Origin of the sequence: Muriicola soli (assembly GCF_004139715.1) — a bacterium.
Lineage (GTDB): Bacteria > Bacteroidota > Bacteroidia > Flavobacteriales > Flavobacteriaceae > Muriicola > Muriicola soli.
The window spans coordinates 2,225,770-2,244,592 of the sequence record NZ_CP035544.1; the positions used below are offsets into that span (position 1 = coordinate 2,225,770).

16 protein-coding genes are annotated in these 18,823 nt (G+C 42.3%); 7 read left to right on the plus strand and 9 right to left on the minus strand.

The features are described 5' to 3' along the window. Position 1: 1 nt before the first annotated feature. From fusA to rpsL, 3 genes are read right to left on the minus strand one after another with little or no spacing between them, the layout of a single operon-like run. Positions 2 to 2,128 (minus strand): elongation factor G, encoded by a 2,127-nt coding sequence (gene fusA / locus EQY75_RS10185; protein ID WP_129605568.1) that lies wholly within the window; start codon positions 2,126 to 2,128, stop codon positions 2 to 4. Between the two features lie 8 nt (positions 2,129 to 2,136). Continuing rightward, positions 2,137 to 2,613 carry a 30S ribosomal protein S7 gene (gene rpsG / locus EQY75_RS10190; protein ID WP_129605570.1) on the minus strand — a complete coding sequence of 159 codons (477 nt, stop codon included), beginning with the start codon at positions 2,611 to 2,613 and terminating at the stop codon, positions 2,137 to 2,139. 22 nt (positions 2,614 to 2,635) lie between these two features. Next, on the minus strand, positions 2,636 to 3,010 hold the full coding sequence (gene rpsL / locus EQY75_RS10195; protein WP_013305196.1) for a 30S ribosomal protein S12: 375 nt from the start codon (positions 3,008 to 3,010) through the stop codon (positions 2,636 to 2,638). 523 nt (positions 3,011 to 3,533) lie between these two features. Here rpsL and EQY75_RS10200 point away from each other — a divergent pair. The 6 genes from EQY75_RS10200 (at position 3,534) to rlmB (ending at position 11,803) form a co-directional block, all read left to right on the plus strand. Continuing rightward, positions 3,534 to 6,770, plus strand: a complete 3,237-nt coding sequence (locus EQY75_RS10200; RefSeq protein ID WP_129605572.1) for a SusC/RagA family TonB-linked outer membrane protein — start codon at positions 3,534 to 3,536, stop codon at positions 6,768 to 6,770. A gap of 18 nt (positions 6,771 to 6,788) precedes the next feature. Further along, positions 6,789 to 8,441 (plus strand): SusD/RagB family nutrient-binding outer membrane lipoprotein, encoded by a 1,653-nt coding sequence (locus tag EQY75_RS10205; protein ID WP_129605574.1) that lies wholly within the window; start codon positions 6,789 to 6,791, stop codon positions 8,439 to 8,441. 15 nt (positions 8,442 to 8,456) lie between these two features. Next, complete coding sequence (locus EQY75_RS10210) at positions 8,457 to 9,317, plus strand: hypothetical protein (protein WP_129605576.1); 861 nt, start codon at positions 8,457 to 8,459, stop codon at positions 9,315 to 9,317. A 148-nt stretch (positions 9,318 to 9,465) separates the two neighbouring features. After that, complete coding sequence (locus EQY75_RS10215; protein WP_129605578.1) at positions 9,466 to 10,224, plus strand: hypothetical protein; 759 nt, start codon at positions 9,466 to 9,468, stop codon at positions 10,222 to 10,224. Beyond that, the gene (locus EQY75_RS10220; RefSeq protein ID WP_129605580.1) at positions 10,221 to 10,991 is read left to right on the plus strand and encodes a hypothetical protein; all 771 of its coding nucleotides are present in this window, start codon (positions 10,221 to 10,223) and stop codon (positions 10,989 to 10,991) included. Before EQY75_RS10215 ends, EQY75_RS10220 begins: the two co-directional genes overlap by 4 nt. Before the next feature lie 74 nt (positions 10,992 to 11,065). Further along, a complete protein-coding gene (gene rlmB, locus EQY75_RS10225) occupies positions 11,066 to 11,803 on the plus strand; it encodes a 23S rRNA (guanosine(2251)-2'-O)-methyltransferase RlmB (RefSeq protein ID WP_129605581.1) in 738 nt (245 codons plus the stop codon). Here the strand turns inward: rlmB and EQY75_RS10230 are convergent, their stop codons facing one another. After that, on the minus strand, positions 11,804 to 12,541 hold the full coding sequence (locus EQY75_RS10230; RefSeq protein ID WP_129605583.1) for a rhomboid family intramembrane serine protease: 738 nt from the start codon (positions 12,539 to 12,541) through the stop codon (positions 11,804 to 11,806). A gap of 93 nt (positions 12,542 to 12,634) precedes the next feature. On the opposite strand from EQY75_RS10230, the gene EQY75_RS10235 reads away from it, so the two are divergent. Then, positions 12,635 to 13,912 carry a replication-associated recombination protein A gene (locus tag EQY75_RS10235; protein ID WP_129605584.1) on the plus strand — a complete coding sequence of 426 codons (1,278 nt, stop codon included), beginning with the start codon at positions 12,635 to 12,637 and terminating at the stop codon, positions 13,910 to 13,912. Here the strand turns inward: EQY75_RS10235 and EQY75_RS10240 are convergent. From EQY75_RS10240 to EQY75_RS10260, 5 genes are all read right to left on the minus strand, one after another. Continuing rightward, a complete protein-coding gene (locus EQY75_RS10240; protein ID WP_129605586.1) occupies positions 13,909 to 14,787 on the minus strand; it encodes a hypothetical protein in 879 nt (292 codons plus the stop codon). The genes EQY75_RS10235 and EQY75_RS10240 overlap by 4 nt on opposite strands. A 9-nt stretch (positions 14,788 to 14,796) precedes the next feature. Continuing rightward, complete coding sequence (locus EQY75_RS10245) at positions 14,797 to 16,242, minus strand: DUF5723 family protein (RefSeq protein ID WP_129605587.1); 1,446 nt, start codon at positions 16,240 to 16,242, stop codon at positions 14,797 to 14,799. Further along, positions 16,239 to 16,781 (minus strand): hypothetical protein, encoded by a 543-nt coding sequence (locus EQY75_RS10250; RefSeq protein WP_129605589.1) that lies wholly within the window; start codon positions 16,779 to 16,781, stop codon positions 16,239 to 16,241. Before EQY75_RS10250 ends, EQY75_RS10245 begins: the two co-directional genes overlap by 4 nt. A 64-nt stretch (positions 16,782 to 16,845) precedes the next feature. After that, the gene (locus EQY75_RS10255; RefSeq protein ID WP_129605590.1) at positions 16,846 to 17,535 is read right to left on the minus strand and encodes a YjjG family noncanonical pyrimidine nucleotidase; all 690 of its coding nucleotides are present in this window, start codon (positions 17,533 to 17,535) and stop codon (positions 16,846 to 16,848) included. Beyond that, positions 17,528 to 18,823, minus strand: coding sequence for a polysaccharide deacetylase family protein (locus EQY75_RS10260; RefSeq protein WP_129605592.1), 1,296 nt, complete (start codon positions 18,821 to 18,823; stop codon positions 17,528 to 17,530). Before EQY75_RS10260 ends, EQY75_RS10255 begins: the two co-directional genes overlap by 8 nt.

The window sequence follows — 18,823 nt, forward strand, 5'->3', positions numbered from 1 at the left end:
ATTAAGCGGTTACCCCTTTGGTTGCTTTTATTACCTCTTCTGCAATATTTGATGGTGTTTCTGCGTAATGCGCAAACTCCATAGTACTCGTTGCCCTACCAGAAGATAGTGTCCTCAAAGCAGTGACATAACCGAACATTTCTGAAAGTGGCACTTCTGCCTTGATCACCTTAGCTCCTGCTCTGTCGTCCATCGCATTTACCTGGCCTCTTCTTCTGTTAAGGTCACCTACGATATCTCCCATGTTTTCTTCAGGAGTAAGTACCTCAACTTTCATTATAGGTTCCATAAGTACAGCGCGTGCAGCTTTTGCAGCTTGCTTATATCCAAGTTTGGCAGCCAATTCAAAAGACAGGGAGTCTGAATCCACAGGGTGGAAAGAACCGTCTTTTAGAATTATCTTCATGCTGTCCATTTCAAATCCGGCCAAAGGACCGTTTTTCATCGCTTCTTTAAAGCCTTTCTCAACAGAAGGAATATATTCTTTTGGAATGTTCCCTCCCTTGATCATATTCACAAACTCCAGTCCGGGTTTTTCTTCAGTAGAAGGTTCCATGGTAAATACGATATCCGCGAACTTACCTCTACCCCCTGTTTGTTTCTTATATGTTTCCCTGTGATCTGCTGAACGGGTGATAGCTTCCTTGTACTCAACCTGAGGCTGACCCTGGTTAACATCTACCTTAAATTCCCTGCGCAGACGGTCTGTAATAATATCGAGGTGCAGTTCTCCCATCCCCGAAATAATAGTCTGACCTGAGGCCTCATCTGTTTTAACCTGAAAGGTTGGATCTTCCTCAGCCAGTTTGGCAAGGGCCATACCCAACTTATCTACATCAGCCTTGGTTTTAGGCTCAACCGCGATCCCGATAACCGGATCTGGGAAGTTCATACTTTCAAGAACAATAGGGTGCTTCTCATCAGAAAGCGTATCCCCTGTCTTGATGTCTTTGAAACCAACAGCAGCTCCAATATCTCCAGCCGCAATTGAATCAACGGCGTTTTGCTTGTTGGAATGCATCTGGTAAATACGAGAGATCCTCTCCTTGTTACCAGATCTGTTATTCAACACGTAAGATCCCGCATCCAGTTTTCCTGAATACGCTCTAAAGAAAGCCAATCGACCTACAAAAGGATCAGTGGCAATTTTAAAAGCAAGGGCAGCAAAAGGCTCTTTAATATCCGGTTTCCTTGAGACTTTAGCCTCGGTTTCAGGATTTATTCCGACGATAGCATCCTTGTCTAAGGGCGAAGGAAGGTATCGGCATACGGCATCAAGTAAAAACTGAACCCCTTTATTCTTAAAGGAAGAACCACAGATCATTGGAATGATACTCATGTCCATTACCGCAGCTCTCAAAGCAGCGTGTACCTCGTCTTCCGTGATAGAGTCTTCATCTTCGAAGAATTTCTCCATCAGACTTTCATCGTATTCAGCAACGGCCTCAATCAACGCAGCTCTGTATTCCTTTACCTCAGCTTGCATTTCAGCCGGAATGTCAATCACATCGAAGGTTGCACCTAAGTCCTCCTCATTCCATACAATGGCCCGGTTTTTTACCAGATCCACAATTCCTTTAAAATCAGCTTCATCACCAATGGGAAGTACAATAGGTACAGCGTTGGATTTCAACATGTCCTTAACCTGTTTGCACACGTTGAGGAAGTTGGCACCCTGACGGTCCATTTTGTTGACAAATCCCATTCTTGGCACCTTGTAATTGTCTGCCAGACGCCAGTTAGTCTCAGACTGAGGTTCAACCCCGTCTACGGCGCTAAAAAGGAAAACGAGACCATCGAGAACCCGTAAAGACCGGTTCACCTCAACAGTAAAGTCAACGTGGCCGGGAGTATCGATAATATTAAAATGGTAAGGCTTTGACTCCGGAGTCATTTGCCCATTCTTCATGGGAAAATTCCAGGTACAGGTGGTTGCTGCGGAAGTAATAGTAATTCCGCGCTCCTGCTCCTGCTCCATCCAATCCATGGTAGCCGCTCCATCGTGAACTTCTCCAATTTTATGGCTTACACCAGTGTAAAAAAGGATTCGTTCGGTAGTGGTGGTTTTACCGGCATCAATATGAGCGGCAATACCTATATTTCTTGTATAATTTAAATCTCTAGCCATCTTGCGTATTAGAATCTAAAGTGAGAGAATGCTTTATTGGCCTCAGCCATCTTATGAGTATCAACTCGCTTTTTCACCGCCGCGCCCTCTTCTTTAGCCGCTGCAAGAATTTCTGCAGCCAGCTTCTGAGCCATCGACTTTTCGTTTCTTTTTCTTGAAAAACTGATCAACCATTTCATGGCGGTAGAAATCTTGCGGTCCGGTCTGATCTGCATCGGGATCTGGAATGTTGCTCCCCCAACCCTTCGGCTTCTTACTTCAACGTGAGGCATTACATTGGAAAGTGCATCTTTCCATAATTCCAAACCTGACTTCTCTTCGTCAGTCTTCTTTTCTTCTACGATATCAATTGCATCGTAAAACACCTTAAAGGCTACCGACTTTTTTCCGTCCCACATCATCATGTTTACAAAACGGGTTACCAGCTGATCATTGAATCTCGGATCTGGTAAAAGTGGTCTTTTCTTTGCCTGTCTTTTTCTCATTGCTTCTTTTTAAAAGTGTTGCTTACTTTTTGGGTCTTTTGGCGCCGTACTTAGATCGTCTCTGAGTTCTGCCGGCTACACCTGCAGTGTCCAAAGCTCCTCTCACGATGTGATATCTAACTCCTGGCAAATCCTTCACCCTTCCGCCTCTAACCAATACTATCGAGTGCTCTTGAAGATTGTGTCCTTCTCCGGGGATGTATGCGTTTACTTCTTTTCCGTTGGTTAACCTAACCCTGGCTACTTTTCTCATAGCCGAGTTTGGTTTCTTCGGTGTAGTTGTATAAACACGCGTACAAACCCCCCTTCGCTGGGGACACGAATCCAAAGCAGCCGATTTACTCTTCTTGGTAATTGTGGCCCTTCCTTTTCGTACTAATTGTGAAATTGTTGGCATAAATTTTACTCTAAAATAATGATAGCCCCTTTTAAGGGTCGGCAAATGTAGTAATTATTAAACATAATTCAAACGGTTGACAACGAATTTTATAGCTTTTTAAAATTCCTTTTATAGAGCTGTGTAAAATCCCCATCTCAACAGCGAATTTTCTTTCCTATATATATAAGGTATAAGGTTAAATGCATTTTGTGATTCTCAATTATTACACCCGGTAGTCTTTTTTACAATTTGTGCGCTTTGACTGGTATCACAACCACATTTCTTTTAATCCGCTGAATGGCTTTGCTAATGGTTTCCTCCAACGGGTTGTGAGTAATGCGAAAATGACAAATCGGTCTGCCTCAAATAAATAGGATCGTTATCTATTACGGATTTATAAAGAATATGTTAAAATTTTTTAAATATGGTGGGCTGGGATTCCTCTTTAAGGGAATTATCTCTTAAAGTTTTATTAAAATAAGTTTGGATTATTAACATAGAATTGTGATTTTCGCACTTAGCTAATTCAAATAATTTAAAAATGAGAACAAATTTAAATGGAATCTTGACGCTACTATTGGCGTTTGTTGTGCATTTGACCTTTGCGCAGGAGAAGACGGTCTCCGGTACCGTAACGGACCAGGACGGACTTCCGCTTCCAGGAGTAAACATCGTAATTGAAGGTAGTACTTCCGGTACTCAAACCGATTTCGATGGAAATTACTCCATCAGAGGAAGTGCAGGTCAGACTCTTCTTTTTAGCTACATCGGACAAAGAGATGTACGGATTACAATTGGAGCCAGTAACACTATCAACGTGCAAATGCAGGAGGATGCTCAGGCGCTTGAAGAAGTTGTGGTAACGGCACAAGGTATTAAGAAAGAGAAGCAGGCCCTGGGGTATGCAGTTTCTGAAGTTAGTGATGAACTGCTTGAGCAACGTGCCGAGGGTGATGTTGGTCGTATCTTAACAGGTAAGGCTTCGGGGGTTAACATCCAGGCCCAGAGTGGTCTTTCCGGTTCTGGTACCAGTATTATCATCAGGGGTCTTAGTACTTTTAGTGGTAGTAACCAGCCCTTGTTTATTGTTGACGGCGTACCCTTTGACAGTGGTACTAACGGACAATCCCAGGGCGGAGGTGGTAACAGCTTCGTTGATGGAAACAACGGTTCCAGTAGATTCCTTGATTTGGATCCCAATAATATCGAAAGTGTAAACGTATTAAAAGGTTTGGCAGCAGCCACCCTTTATGGTACTGCTGGTCGTAACGGGGTTATCCTTATTACTACCAAGAACGGTGCTGCAGGATCGGGTCAGGCAAAGAAAAACGAAGTAACGGTTAGCAGCTCGATGTTTATCAACGAGATCGCTTCTCTTCCCGATTACCAGGATGAATTCGGTAACGGATTCGACCAGGCCTTCGGTTGGTTCTTCAGTAACTGGGGACCGAGCTTTGACAGAGATGGCGTAGCAGGTTGGGGAACTCAGGCAGCTATAGACGATGCAGGAACACTTGCTCATCCCTACTCTACTTCAACTTCAGCCATCCAGGCTGCTTTCCCCGAGTTTCAGGGAGCAAGGTACCCATGGAGGCCTTATGATAGTGTTGAGAAATTCTTTAAGCAAGGTGTAGTTCAAACCAACTCGGTTAACATCAACGGTTCATCTGATGATGGAAGCATGAGTTATAACATGAACTTCGGTCACCTTGACGATCAAGGTTTTACACCGGGTAACAACCTTAGAAGATATACAGTTGGTCTAGGGGGTAGAGCAGTGCTCTCCAACAAGATCACCGCATCAGGTACGCTGAACTTCGCTAATACAAACTTCCAGTCGCCTCCGGTTGCTGCAAGTACAGGTAACAGTGTGTTTGGAACTGGATCTTCAGTATTTGCCAACGTATTCTATACACCAAGGAGTGTCGACATTCAGGGATTGCCTTTTGAAAGTCCTGTAGACGGATCCAGTGTTTACTATCGTCAAAACAATAGTATCCAGCATCCACTTTGGACCGTAAAAAACTCCAAGACAGAACAGGATACCAAAAGGGTTTTTGGAAACATGGCCTTAGTATATGACATAAATGATAACCTTAACATCACTTACCGTTTCGGTTTGGATGTCTATAGTGAAAATAACATCACCTCTCAGAACAAAGGTGGTATTGGAGGTAGTGTAGCTACCCAAAGTGGTATCCTCCAGACCTGGAACAATACCAATACCTTATTCGATCACAACCTGATCCTTACCGGACAGTACGAGATCTCTGAGAAAGTTGGTTTCAGTTTCAACCTTGGTGCTACCACCAGAAGTGAAAAATTCGATCAGAATGGTGTGGCTAGTTCAGGACAGCAAGTATTTGGCGTACTGCGTCACTTTAACTTCTCCCTTTTTGAGCCTATCCAATTTTTACAAGAGCGTAATATTGCCGGGGTTTATGGGCAGTTTGATTTTGACTACGATCGTATGATCTATCTTACATTAGCCGGAAGGAATGACTGGGTATCTAACCTGTCTCAAGACAACCGCGCTATCTTCTACCCCAGTGCAAGTTTATCGCTTATTCCTACCAAGTTTATTCCTGGTCTTCAAAGCGAGAATGGTATAAACTATATGAAACTTAGAGCAGGTTATGGAACATCGGCTAACTTCCCAACGGGATATCCGGTTGCTTCTACCCTGATCCTTGATACACAGAACTTCCAGGACGGAGACGGAAACAATACCGTAACCAATGTAAGTGCTAACTTATTGGGTAACCCCAATCTAAAGCCTGAACTTTTGGAAGAACTAGAATTTGGTGTTGAGACTCGTCTCTTCGGAAGCCGTCTTACTTTAGATGCCTCCTACTATACCAGAACCACTGAGGATCTTATTATTGATCGTCCTCTTGACCCATCCACAGGTTTTACAACTACTCAAACTAACGTTGGGGAAATCAAGTCCTGGGGTGCGGAAGTAGATGCTACCCTGGCTCTTGTTAGAGGTCAGGAATCAGGAGATCTTGATTGGAGCTTAAATGCAAACTGGTTCTTTAACGAATCTGAAGTAACTGATCTCGGATTGGATGCAGAAGATATTATTTTTGCTGGTTTTACCAACCTTGGTAATGCTGCGCGAGTAGGTGAGCCTCTCGGAATAATGTTAGGTACAAGAATTCAGCGCGATGCAGATGACAACTTTGTCGTTGATGCAAATGGAGATTATATCGAGGAAAATGGTCTATTCGAAATTGGTGACCCTAACCCCGATTGGGTATTGAACATTGGGAATAGCTTTAGCTACAAGAACTTTAATTTTAACTTCTTGTTTAACTATACCCATGGTGGAGATATCTATTCCAGAACCGCTTCTGTACTAATTGGTAGGGGTCTTACAACTGATGTTGTAGACCGTTTGAACACCTTTATCCTTCCTGGGGTAAAAGGAGATGGAACACCTAACGATGTTCAGATCAACAACTCTACATTCTACTTTAACAATGTATTGTTCGGGCCAGATGAACTAGGGGTATTCGATGCATCTACCTTCAGATTACAAGAAGTTTCTTTAGGGTACAGCGTTCCGTCTAAATTCTTAGATAAAACACCTTTTGGTTCCTTAAGCTTTACGGTATCCGGATTCAACATGTGGTACGAAGCCATTAACATTCCCAAGGGTACGAACTTCGATCCTAACGTGGCCGGTGTTGGTATTGGAAATGGTAGAGGATTTGATTATCTTAATGGACCAAGTTCAAGAAGATATGGATTCAGTGTAAAAGCTTCATTTTAATTAAAATAAAAATTGATCATGAAAAACATATTTAAATATTTAAGTATTGGTTTGATCGGTGGAGTCCTTTTCACAGGGTGCGAAACCACCAATCTGGACCTTGCGGATAACCCGAATGCCCTGACACCTGCTCAGGCAGATCCGGACTTCTATTTGAACGAAGTTCAGGTTAGATTCGCACGAGTTGTTGAATCTCTGGGAGAGACAGGTGCTGAGACAGTGCGTATGGAATGGATGGGTAGTAGAAACTACCAGAATGCCTATTCACCTCAGAACTTTGATGGAAGCTGGGAAGATGCTTACCAGGAAATAATTAAGAACGGTCGGGATTTGGCGCCTCTTGCAGAAGAAGCAGGCCTTGTACATCACCTTGCCATTGCGCAATTGATTGAAGCGTACACCATTACCCTATTAGTAGATTATTTTGGTGATATTCCATATTCTGAAGCTATTGGAGGTGCGGACAACTTAAATCCGGCACCTGATAGTGGCGCTGACATTTATGCAGCGGCTCTGGCTTTGGCAGATCAGGCTATTGCTAATTTCAATGCGACAGCCTTGGCAGATCCGGATATCGACTTCTATTATGACGGAGACTGGGATGCATGGGTAAAGGCAGCTAATACTTTAAAAATGAGGTTACATCTTAATTTAGGAAATGCCTCAGCTTTTAACAGTATTGTAAGTAGTGGAAATTACATTTCTTCAACTGATGACGATTTCCAGTTTCAGTGGGGGGCAAATGCTGTTCAACCAGATACAAGACATCCTAACTACGCTCAGAACTATACCGTAACCGGTGGTGGTGACTACGCCTCTGTTTGGATGATGAATCTTATGGATACTTCGGATGATCCTCGTATTCGTTATTACTATTACCGTCAGAACGATGGTACTCCAGGATCTAACGATGTCAATGGTGACCCTGTGCCTCCAAATGAGGAAACATTAGACTGTTCTTTGCAATCACCTCCTCCACAGTATGTAGCTGGTGGCTTTCCATTCTGTACTCTAGACAATGGGTACTGGGGAAGAAATCACGGTAACAACTCAGGTATTCCACCAGATGGATTATTGAGGACTGCAGTTGGAGTTTACCCACAGGCAGGTCAGTTTGATGATAACAGTTTCTCTGAAACCAGTTTAGGAACTGGTGGTGGTGGAGCAGGAATTACTCCTGTAATCCTTGCCTCTACAGTCGATTTTTGGAGAGCGGAATTAGCTATGAACAGCAGCCCTGCATCTGGAAAAGCCTTTGTTTTGGCTGGAGTTACCAAGTCTATCAACAAGGTAACCACTTTTGGATCACTCGATGCAACAGCTGACCTTTCATTCGAGCCTTCGGCTACAGATATTTCTGATTTTATAGCCTCTGTTGATGCTGCTTTTGATGCTGCTGATGATGAAGGTAAATGGAACATCATGGCAGAGCAATTCTTTATTGCTCTTAAAGGTAACGGCCATGACGCTTATAATTTCTATAGAAGAAAAGGATATCCTACCAATTTAGAGCCCAATTTAGAGCCTAATCCTGGTGCATTTATTAGGAGTCATTTCTATCCTGCGAATGCCGCTAATACGAATTCTTCTATAGCGCAGAAATCAAATGTTACCGGACAGGTTTTCTGGGATACAAACCCTGCATCACCTTCATTCCCTGTTGCTAATTAATTTAAAAAAAATACGATGAAAAAAGTTTTAATAGTTCTTTTAGCGTTTTCCACAACGTTCTTTATCTCCTGTGAAGCGGATGATAAAGCCGTGGACACGGTTCTAAACGACTTTACCGTTGGTGCAGTTTTGAGAACCAGAAACCAGGAAGGCAACCCTTTCAATGCATTTGAGCCTAATTCTCTTTGGACAGTGACTGTTGAAGAGCAGGACGCCGAATTTGGAGGTTTACTTCAATCAATTCAATTGTATGCCTCATATACAGATAACTCTGGGGGCGGAAACAGTGTTGCAGAACAATTAATTGAAACCTATCAGGCAAGTGACCTCACCACAAGTTCAAGAGGACTGCCCGAACTTACATACGACATCACTTTGGCTGAAGCAGGAACCCTGCTAGGAGCCGACTATAAGGGTGCAGATGTATTTAGTTTTCGTTTTGAAGTAACACTTACAGACGGAAGCACCTGGTCTAATCAAAATGGTAATGGTAACGTCCTTGGGGGATCTTATTTTAATTCACCTTATAAGTACGATATCCTGATCGCATGTTTCCCAACAGGGCCGGTTGCCGGGGATTACCAATTAGATATGCAGGATTCCTTTGGAGATGGCTGGAACGGAGCTTCTTTCAGGGTTACAGTTGACGGCGTAGCAACAGACTATGACGTTAGTGCAGCTCAGGGAAGTGAAAATTCAGTTACATTCACTATACCTCCTTCTGCCATAGAAGTAACATTTGAATACTTAGCTGGTAGTTTTGATTCGGAAAATACCTATCAGTTGTACGGTCCCGATGGAAATTTAGCTTACTCTGATGGACCTAGTCCATTTGTTGGAGATATTACGGCTGAACTAAGTCTGTGTCCTCCGTAGGATTAAATAGAATTTGGAAATAAAAAATGGCTGTCTACTATTATAGACAGCCATTTTTGTTTATTCATTATCGGATAAACATAATTATCCATATCTAAAAAAATTCGTTTAATTTTAGCGCCTACAATTTTAAAAATACTTAATGAGCATGAAATACATTTTCTCTTTATTCTTAGCTTTCTTAACTATTAATTTTTCTTATGGACAAGTATCTGGTCAGATTGCAGGAGGAGCCGGAGGTGCTTTTGGAATTGGGGGAAAAGCAACTACTGATCCATTTCTTGCCGCCCGCATGGCTGATCTACGCTCCAAAAAAAATTCTGTTGAAGAAGAAATATTGGGATCTCCGTATCTCAATGATGAATTTATTAAGAGTAAGGTTTATTTCGGTGAAGATTATATTGGAGATTATTATATACGTTATAATGCGTTAAATAGTGAGATCGAGATTAAGGAATCTAATCTTCCTGAGGAAAAACCTAAAAGACTTTTGGCAGACGACAAAGTCCGAATAAAATACGCCAAGAGGGAATTGAGGTTCACGACCTATATCACCAAAAAGAACGAGACAAAAAATGGATATCTCTCCATCATCTCAGAGGGCGATTCTTACACGCTTTATCACCGCCTGGCTGTAAAGTATAGTGAAGGCAAAGCAGCCGCTAACTCCATGGTTATGGCCATCCCAAGCAGATATGCCCATTTTACAGAGTACTACTACAAAAAGGCCGGGGTAGATAGAATTGATCAACTCGCCCAAAAAAGAGGAGCCCTTCTGAAAATCCTGGATAAGGAGATTAGGGATCAGGTAAGCACTTTTATCAAAGAAGAGAAAATTGATTTGAGCGAAGAAGCCGATCTGATTCGTACCTTTGAATACATCAATTCAATTGATACCTCGTCGTGAAAAGATTAGCCTTCTCTTTGATTCTTTTATCTTCTTATGTGCTCTGCAGTCAGCAGGTGGGTACAGCGGCACCCCAGATAGGGGCAGTGGAAAACGATCCCTTCGCTAACTTCCATCAAAGATGGACCCCTAGCATGCAAAAGTTGTTTCAACTCGTAAGAGACGATGACGGGAAGGTTACACATTTTGTCGGTGCCGAAGTGGGAACGCCTTATGAAAACGATTCTTTTGAATTAGGCCATGTATGGTACAAAGATGAAGACCTGGGCGAATTTTATTACCGGTATAACATATTTTCCAAGGAGATCGAACTTAAAAAAACTCATCTGACAGAAGAAAAACACCAGGCATTGATAAGGGATCCCAACGTAGTCCTTGAAGCAAGTATTGGCGAGAAAGCATATCACTATCTGACGTTTACGACCGACAAGGATGTTCATGAGGAAGGTTACCTAATCAAATTATACCAAAGCAACGAATTTACACTCTACAAACACCTGGAGTCTAAATACACAGAGGCAAAACCTGCAGCAAATTCAATGGTAAACCCTACTCCTAGTAAATTTACCACATTTAGCTCTTATTTCCTGCAGCAGAACAACGGGCCAATCAAAGAAATTTCGCTTAAAAGAAACAAATTCCTCAAGCAACTCGATCCACCTTCAGCGGAAAAAATGAAGCTCTATTTTAAAAAAGAAAAGACCGATCTGTCTGAAGAAAGACAGTTGATAAGTGCCATTGTTCATTTGAATAAAGCAGATTTATAAGTGGCTACCTCTGCTCATTTAATTAAAACAGCTACAGAAGCTTTTTAAAGCTCAAATTTAAACTCTCCCTATCTATGTCCAAAAACACTCAGATCTACGGTATCAGAGCCGTAATAGAGGCTATACAAGCCAATGAGCCTATTGATAAGGTGTATATACAGAAAGGGCTTAAAGGAAGCTTGTCAAAGGAATTGGAAAATCTCGTTCGTAAGGCCGGTATCCCTGCTTCCTTTGTGCCTTTGGAAAAAATCAATAAATTAAGTCAGAACAACCATCAGGGTGTTGTGGCCACCATCTCCCCTATTTCTTTTGAGACCATGGAATCCCTGGTCGATCAGGTCTTAGAGACTAAGGATAATCCTCTCTTTCTTCTGCTTGATGGAATCTCGGACGTACGTAATTTAGGTGCCATCATTAGAACTGCGGAATGCTCGGGTGTAAATGGGATAATTATTCCAAAAAAAGGTTCTGCCCCTATTACCGGCGATACCGTAAAGACTTCTGCAGGAGCTGTTTTTAATATTCCCCTTGCAAAGACCGATCATATCAAAGATGCCGTATTTTATCTTAAAGCTTCGGGAGTATTGGTCGTTGCCGCTACCGAAAAAACAAACCATTTACTTTACGATCTTGATCTAAAAGGACCTACCGCTATAATTATGGGTGCTGAGGATACCGGAATATCTCCTTCTATTCTAAAAGAATCAGACCATGTGGCTAAACTTCCCCTGATGGGAGGTATAGGTTCCTTAAACGTCTCTGTTGCTTGTGGTATATTTTTGTTTGAGGTGGTCAGGCAAAGAATGGGCTAATTATTTTTCACCGCCGGAATCCTTGTCAGCCTTTTTATAATGGTAGGTGATCCTGAGCTCATTTTCTTCTTCAGGAAGTTTTTCTATAAAATTTCCATCCTTGTCAAAATGCCTTAGAAATTCGTCCTCCTCTTCATTGTAGTCCTCCTTTTCCCAGGCGTATTTTACAGGAGGAGGCACACTTACTTTCAAAAAGATTGCCATTAACAGTCCCATCAGAAATCCCCCCAGGTGCCCCTCCCAGGAAATTTCCTCTTTAATCGGAAATATATACCAGAGCATACTTCCGTAAATAAATGAAACGACCAGGGAAACCGCTACTAATCGGTAGTGTTTGGTGAAAATCCCTTTAAAGAAAATAAAACTGGCCAGCAGATAAATAAGTCCGCTTGCCCCTATATGAAAAGCAGGACGACCAATGAGCCAGGTAATAATACCCGTACACAGCAATCCCCAGAAAAGAAATCTAAAGGAAATACTCTGATAGAAATACATCAGCGTAGCGAGCAAGATAGCCAGAGGCAGGGTATTATTGTAAAGATGTTCAACGGAGGAGTGCAGGAAAGGGCTAAAAAGGATTCCTCTTAGTCCGGATAGCGTCCGCGGATAGATTCCAAATTCGTTCCAATTGGTGCTAAATTGAAGTTCCAGCCAGAAAACGGTCCAGATCGATAGCACGGCAATCATGGGAACTAACAGAACATTATGGGTATACTTGAAATCTGTTTCCTTTTTCAATCCGGTCTTCTTTCTGTTAATAGTACAAATTTCGAACCATATTGCCAATTTCTGCCCTCTTGTCATCCACAGAAAAAATGTACTTTTAAAGTTATGAATCAGCCCCTTGCAGAACGACTAAGGCCGAAGACACTGGAAGAATATATCAGCCAGCGCCATCTGGTTGGTGAGGAAGGTGCTCTTACTCAGCAGATCATCAAGGGAAATATTCCATCCCTCATCTTTTGGGGACCTCCGGGCACCGGTAAAACTACCCTGGCGCAGATCATTGCCAAAGAGAGCAAAAGACCTTTTTATACCCTGAGTGCAATCAATAGCGGGGTAAAAGATATCAGGGAAGTTATAGAAAAGGCTAAAGAGAGGGGAAACTTATTTACCACTAGCAACCCCATCTTGTTTATCGATGAAATCCATAGATTCAGTAAATCACAGCAAGATTCATTGCTTGGAGCAGTAGAAAAAGGTTGGATTACCCTGATTGGTGCCACAACGGAAAACCCGAGTTTTGAAGTAATTCCCGCCCTTTTGTCTCGTTGTCAGGTTTATGTGCTGAATCCCTTTGGAAAAGAAGACCTGGAGGTTTTGTTGAATAGGGCAATTGCAGAAGATAGTATCCTCAAAGAGAAAAAAATAAAGCTTAAAGAAACTGAGGCTCTCCTGCGACTCTCCGGGGGTGATGGCCGAAAACTACTTAATATTTTTGAACTCGTCGTGTCCTCAGAATCCGGTAATGACGTAATCGTCACCAATGAAATGGTGATGAAGAAAGTTCAGAAGAATACCGTATTGTACGATAAAACCGGTGAGCAGCATTACGATATCATTTCTGCATTTATAAAATCCATCAGAGGGAGTGATCCCCAGGCTGCCGTCTACTGGTTGGCCAGAATGATAGAAGGAGGGGAAGATGTAAAATTTATCGCGCGCAGATTACTGATTTCGGCCTCCGAAGATATTGGTCTCGCAAATCCAACGGCCCTGGTGATTGCCAATAATACTTTTCAGGCCGTCACTACCATAGGCTATCCGGAATCCAGAATTCTCCTGAGTCAATGTGCCATTTACCTCGCCAGCAGCCCAAAAAGTAACACAAGCTATACCGCAATTAAGAAAGCACAGGAGGCCGTGAGGCAACATGGAGATCTCTCGGTGCCCATCGAACTGCGGAATGCCCCTACCGCACTGATGAAAGACCTCGGGTATGGAAAAGAGTACAAGTACGCTCACGATTACGAACAGAATTTTGTGGCTTCCGAATTCTTACCCGATGCTATTTCCGGAACTGTTTTTTACTCTCCGGGACAGAATCAGCGGGAAAAGGCCATTAAAGAATTTCTGGAGCTAAGGTGGAAGGACAAATACAGCTATTAAAACTTAAGTTGTAATTCTTCCTGAATTCGATCCTCACCCTGGTAGTATTCGAAGATCCATATGTTATCTTTTAGGAATAACAGGCCTTTCTGCCCCTTACGCTCTGCCATAAACACATTGGGAAGTGAAGATTCCTGCAGGTAGAATTGGATGCTGGGAGTGGTGTCTACCAGTTGATAACCTGTTTCCGTTTTTTGAGCGTACAAGGTGCCTAAAAATAAATTGTCCTCTGCAGCCTCATCACCGGAAATGGCATCTTCCAATGTTACGGCTTCCGTTTTCTCCTCGGGCATGGGCATTAGGTTCACCTCTTCTTTGTCCTGTTGTGGCAGTAATGCTTCGGATTCCTCCACAGACTCCTGTGGCTCAGGTTCTGGCGCTACAGGAGGAGCTGGCAATTCTTTCACATCGTTCTCAAAATTCAGAACAACCGTACTTTTATCCTCTGGTTTTGAATACTTGTATTGATAATTCCCCAATGATGTACAGGCCCCAACAATGGCCTCTCTGTAGGCATCATCATATTGCTTTATTTTTGTGGTTCCCACGGCAGTTCGGTACTGTTCCTCTCCCTTACAATCATTAAAAACAATAGCCACTTTTGTGGTAAACATGTTCGACTGATCATCCAGATCGGCATAGAGCGCCAGACAACGGTTATTTTCTAATTCGAGTGGTAAGGCATCATCGTACACAGTATTTATACCTTGTTTTGTGAGGTAAAACTTTACCATGGTACTTGTCTTATACTGATTTTCTTTCCGGAAATCATCGAATTTTTTTGGGACGATTACATATTTGTAATTGTTGATGACCGACTGAGAAAAACTTGTCATCCCCAGGAAGAGAAACAGCACAGAAAAGTAAATTTTCATGGATAAGAGCTATCGGTTAGCTCCCCAAGATAGGATATTTAATCCTATTTGAAAAGAGGCATAATTACTGTCAGCAAGGTTTTGATAACCGAGAAGATTATTCCCCAAAACGTAGAAATTTACAGGTCCGGCTTGTATATTCAGGCCTAATCCCACATTGGTCATTGAGAATTTATCTACTGTATATGTGGTTTTAAGGCTGAGGAAATTACCAATCCTGCGAAGGTAAAAGGCGGAGATGGCAGCCTGTGGACCTCTTGGCCTGTTTATGGCGTGTAGTTGTACTCCAAGAGCATTTCGGTACGAGAAACGAGTATCAGCATCCGTAACACCGATATCGCAATCACAATCGAGTTCTCCATTTACAGGTTCCCCAAAATTATATCTCAGGGAGCCGTATAACTGTGTGGGCCTGAATGTGATGTAGCTCGAATTATTGTCTTCAAAGGGCAATTGGGCCTCAATTTCATCAACGAGATCTTGCCAAAAATCGGAATTTGCATCGTCAAAGGCATCCGGAAGGATGACCTCAACGCCCTCAGTGGTTGCACTCCCCTGCAGGGAATATCCTTTTACATCTCCGGCATGGTAAACAAATCCCAGGTCGAGCAGACTGCCGGTTACCACGGTTCTTTCATTTATTTGATAAGTAAACCCTAAATCGACTCCCAAACCTAGATCGCCACCTAGGAGAGCTCTTTTAGTAATCACATTTGCCACAGAACCGGAAGCTTCGTTATCGAGTATTGCCCTGATCTCCTCAACCCCCGAAGTTCGCAACTGCATGTCTGCCACCAGGGTATTCGACAATAAATTATTCTGCCCTTCATTGGTGACAAAATAGCCAGAATTAGTGGACGAGTGAAAATCATAAATACCTGAATATATCTTAGCCCTGGCTCCCACGGTAAGTTTGCGATCCATTACTTTGTTAAGTCCAAAATGAAATACAGTAAGGCCTTCCCCCCTGGTTTTTAAATGTCCGAGATCAAATCTTCTCCCCAACTGGTCTGCATTGCCTTCAAATGCCAGGAATGCAAGGTCTTGTGGCCAATACAAGATAGTACTCGATTCGAAATATACTCCGAAAGAATAAAAGTGATCGGGGTTCTTCGTACTTCTGTAACCGCCATTCAAGAGGTCTAGTTGAATGGTAGCTCCAAACTCATCCCTTTTAGTCATACCGTTTAAAGCACGTGTGCGAACCTTTTGGTTAAAATCAATGCCATCATTTGCAAACAAATCGTTTACTGTAATGCCACTGCTTCCGGCCTGGCCATAAATCCCCGAAGCAAGGGGAACACCGGCATACCAGGAAAAAGAAGTATTCATCCCGGGATTTAATAATATGGCTTGTGGTATTTCTGTGAAATCGTAGAGCAATTCCTTGTTCTGAGCAGACAGAATGCCGCTACCCCAGATTGTGGCTATGATAAAGAGTCGCCACGATCTCATTTTATCTGTAACCTGAATTTTCCACTAGACCTGAAGATTACTACAGGGTCTGGCAGGGAAGAAACACTGGTGGTATCGCCCAAATTGCTCGCATTAACACGAATTTCGGAAGTATTCCTGATGATATCTAAACTTCGGCCACTAGGGGTGCCATAAGTTGTTTCTCGTCTGATGACCGCTGTGGGTGCGGGTTCTAATGAAAAAAATTCTGTGTCTAAAACATTACCTGCATCATCGAGAAATTCAAAAATAATCTCCAACTCCTTACTTGTAGTGTTTTCAAGTTCATAAGTCATAACTCCATCCAGGACGTTATCCGCAAAGAAACCCTCGTTAAAGGCATCAAAATTAAAGGTCTGTATATACCAAACTGCACCATTGGCGTCATTGATTACGCTTTCCGGGCTCTCAACATAAAGAATACTCGCTTCAACTGTTGGGATGATTTCCAGATCATCAAACTGGTCAAAGTTTTGTTCCTCTACACAAGAGGACAAGCCGAGTACTAATACTATAAAGAAGTATTGTAGTTTCTTCATCAAGAGGTGCTGTTAAAGACCTTTAATATCCGCAGAGGATACGGGACCTTTTACCTATATAACTTTATAAAAACGATTTTATTTCACTTAGATTGTGAATGATTTCCCCGTGTTCATGAAGGGGGTCGGCGTGAACGTTTAAATGAATGGTATGAATTCCCAGAGCACGTGCCCCAAGGATATCCGCCTCAAGACTGTCACCTACCATTATGGCGTGCTGAGGAAGGACACGAGTTCGGTTCAGAGCAAGTTGAAAAATTATAGGATTTGGTTTTTTTACTCCGGCCATTTCCGAGTTGATCATTTGATCAAAGTATTCTGAAATTCCGGCATTACGCAGCTTTTTTTCCTGCACTTCTTCAAATCCATTGGTGATAATATGCATTTTATAGCGAGGCTTTAAATAATCCAGTATCTCTCTAGTATAGGGCAACAAATGTCCGTGGTTTGAAAGTTGTTCAATATAGGCATGGGAAAGGCTATTAATAACAGCATCCTCTACTGGGTATTGAACAGCATCAAAGACTTTCCTAAGCCTCTGATATCGCAATTCCTCTTTCCCGATTCTGTCCTCCCTGTAGAGTTTCCAGAATTCAAGATTTACCGGTACGTATTCAGAGAGGAAGATATCCAGTTCCAGATCGATCCCATGATCCACAAAAATCCGTTCAAAGGTCAGCGCTGAATTTCTTTCGAAATCCCACAGGGTATGGTCAAGATCAAAAAATACATCAGTGATCAATTCTCTATACATAGTATCTGGCTATCATTTTTGCGTAAAGATCGAGCCAGTTCATCTTCTGTTCCATCCCCAGCAATTCATTTGAGAACACTGTGATAAAATGCCCGTTCACCTCTTTTACCTCACGGTGTAATCGATCCAATTCGGCAAATATCTCATTCTGTGAGTCCATTTTTAACAAAGCGTAGTCATGAACAGCAAAAGGATGGATCTTCACAGGTTGCTGAATCTCCAATTGAATATCATAAAAGTAAAATGAGGTACAGGTCCCTGCTTTAAAACCCGTCTCATGGGTATATCCCATGGAGTAATCATCCGTAAATTCGGCATCTACCAGGTTTCTGTAAGTCTCAGGAATGTCCACTCTGTTATAACGCAAACGCACATAATTTACGGGTCTGTTGATCACATTCACCAAATTCTGCTTCTCGTGTTTAAGGAGATCAAAATTCGTAAAGGAACTGTAAGAGGCCGCAAGAGAAACCTTATTATAATCTGCTACAGATTTTATCAAGTATTGAAAAGTGTTATTCTCTGTCGATATATTCTTGTCATACCTTGAATACTGGGCGAACTGGAAGAAAAACATCCCCGGGACACTAAATTTCTTGTGAATTTCTATGAGCTCGGAAAAGTTATCAAAAGGGTCTTTTCTGAGTCCTGTCAGGACCATTATACGCTGGGCAACTCTTTTGATTTTAAAGGAAAACAAATCGAGCAGCAGCCCAATTCCACTGCGGAAAAATCCCCGGTAAGCAAAGCTGTGCGAAACCGGAACGTCAATTACAGAAGTATAGCGAACAGGTTTCGGAGGAACTTCAAGATCGGGAAATCGCTGCTGTAATAATGTTTTTAGTTTTTGAACCCAAAGATCAACTACGGGTCGCTTCAAAAAATTATGTTCATGAGCCAGGCTTTCCTTAAATGGAAATCTACCAAAGAGGTCTTTAACGTGAGGAAAGTATTCTTCATAACGCGAGAGAAGGTAAAAACTGGCAGCAAAAATGTCGAAAGGTACGTTACTCCTTTCCCCGGTCTGAAAAAAACAGGGTACGTCATCCCATTGTGAAATGGAAAGCTCTACATTGCGAATGCCCTGTTCAAATAACAAGGAATGGCTCCTGATAAAGAATTCATTCTGCAACGGTTGTTTTGTATAGGTGATCTTAGGCCCTGTATGCTTTATAAAATCCTCTACCTTAGTGGTAAAACCTACATCAATCTGCAGCATCCGCTTAAATATCTGTTTCATGATATAAATGAAGCGGGGAGTGATTTTATGGGTATAGATCAACAACAT

Coding starts and splice junctions, on each gene's coding strand:
- EQY75_RS10250 (WP_129605589.1), bottom strand. CDS start 16,781: ATGAAGAAACTACAATACTTCTTTATAGTATTAGTACTCGGCTTGTCC.
- EQY75_RS10215 (WP_129605578.1), top strand. CDS start 9,466: ATGAAATACATTTTCTCTTTATTCTTAGCTTTCTTAACTATTAATTTT.
- EQY75_RS10200 (WP_129605572.1), top strand. CDS start 3,534: ATGAGAACAAATTTAAATGGAATCTTGACGCTACTATTGGCGTTTGTT.
- EQY75_RS10240 (WP_129605586.1), bottom strand. CDS start 14,787: ATGAAAATTTACTTTTCTGTGCTGTTTCTCTTCCTGGGGATGACAAGT.
- rpsL (WP_013305196.1), bottom strand. CDS start 3,010: ATGCCAACAATTTCACAATTAGTACGAAAAGGAAGGGCCACAATTACC.
- EQY75_RS10255 (WP_129605590.1), bottom strand. CDS start 17,535: ATGTATAGAGAATTGATCACTGATGTATTTTTTGATCTTGACCATACC.
- fusA (WP_129605568.1), bottom strand. CDS start 2,128: ATGGCTAGAGATTTAAATTATACAAGAAATATAGGTATTGCCGCTCAT.
- rpsG (WP_129605570.1), bottom strand. CDS start 2,613: ATGAGAAAAAGACAGGCAAAGAAAAGACCACTTTTACCAGATCCGAGA.
- EQY75_RS10260 (WP_129605592.1), bottom strand. CDS start 18,823: ATGTTGTTGATCTATACCCATAAAATCACTCCCCGCTTCATTTATATC.
- EQY75_RS10210 (WP_129605576.1), top strand. CDS start 8,457: ATGAAAAAAGTTTTAATAGTTCTTTTAGCGTTTTCCACAACGTTCTTT.
- EQY75_RS10205 (WP_129605574.1), top strand. CDS start 6,789: ATGAAAAACATATTTAAATATTTAAGTATTGGTTTGATCGGTGGAGTC.
- EQY75_RS10245 (WP_129605587.1), bottom strand. CDS start 16,242: ATGAGATCGTGGCGACTCTTTATCATAGCCACAATCTGGGGTAGCGGC.
- EQY75_RS10235 (WP_129605584.1), top strand. CDS start 12,635: ATGAATCAGCCCCTTGCAGAACGACTAAGGCCGAAGACACTGGAAGAA.
- rlmB (WP_129605581.1), top strand. CDS start 11,066: ATGTCCAAAAACACTCAGATCTACGGTATCAGAGCCGTAATAGAGGCT.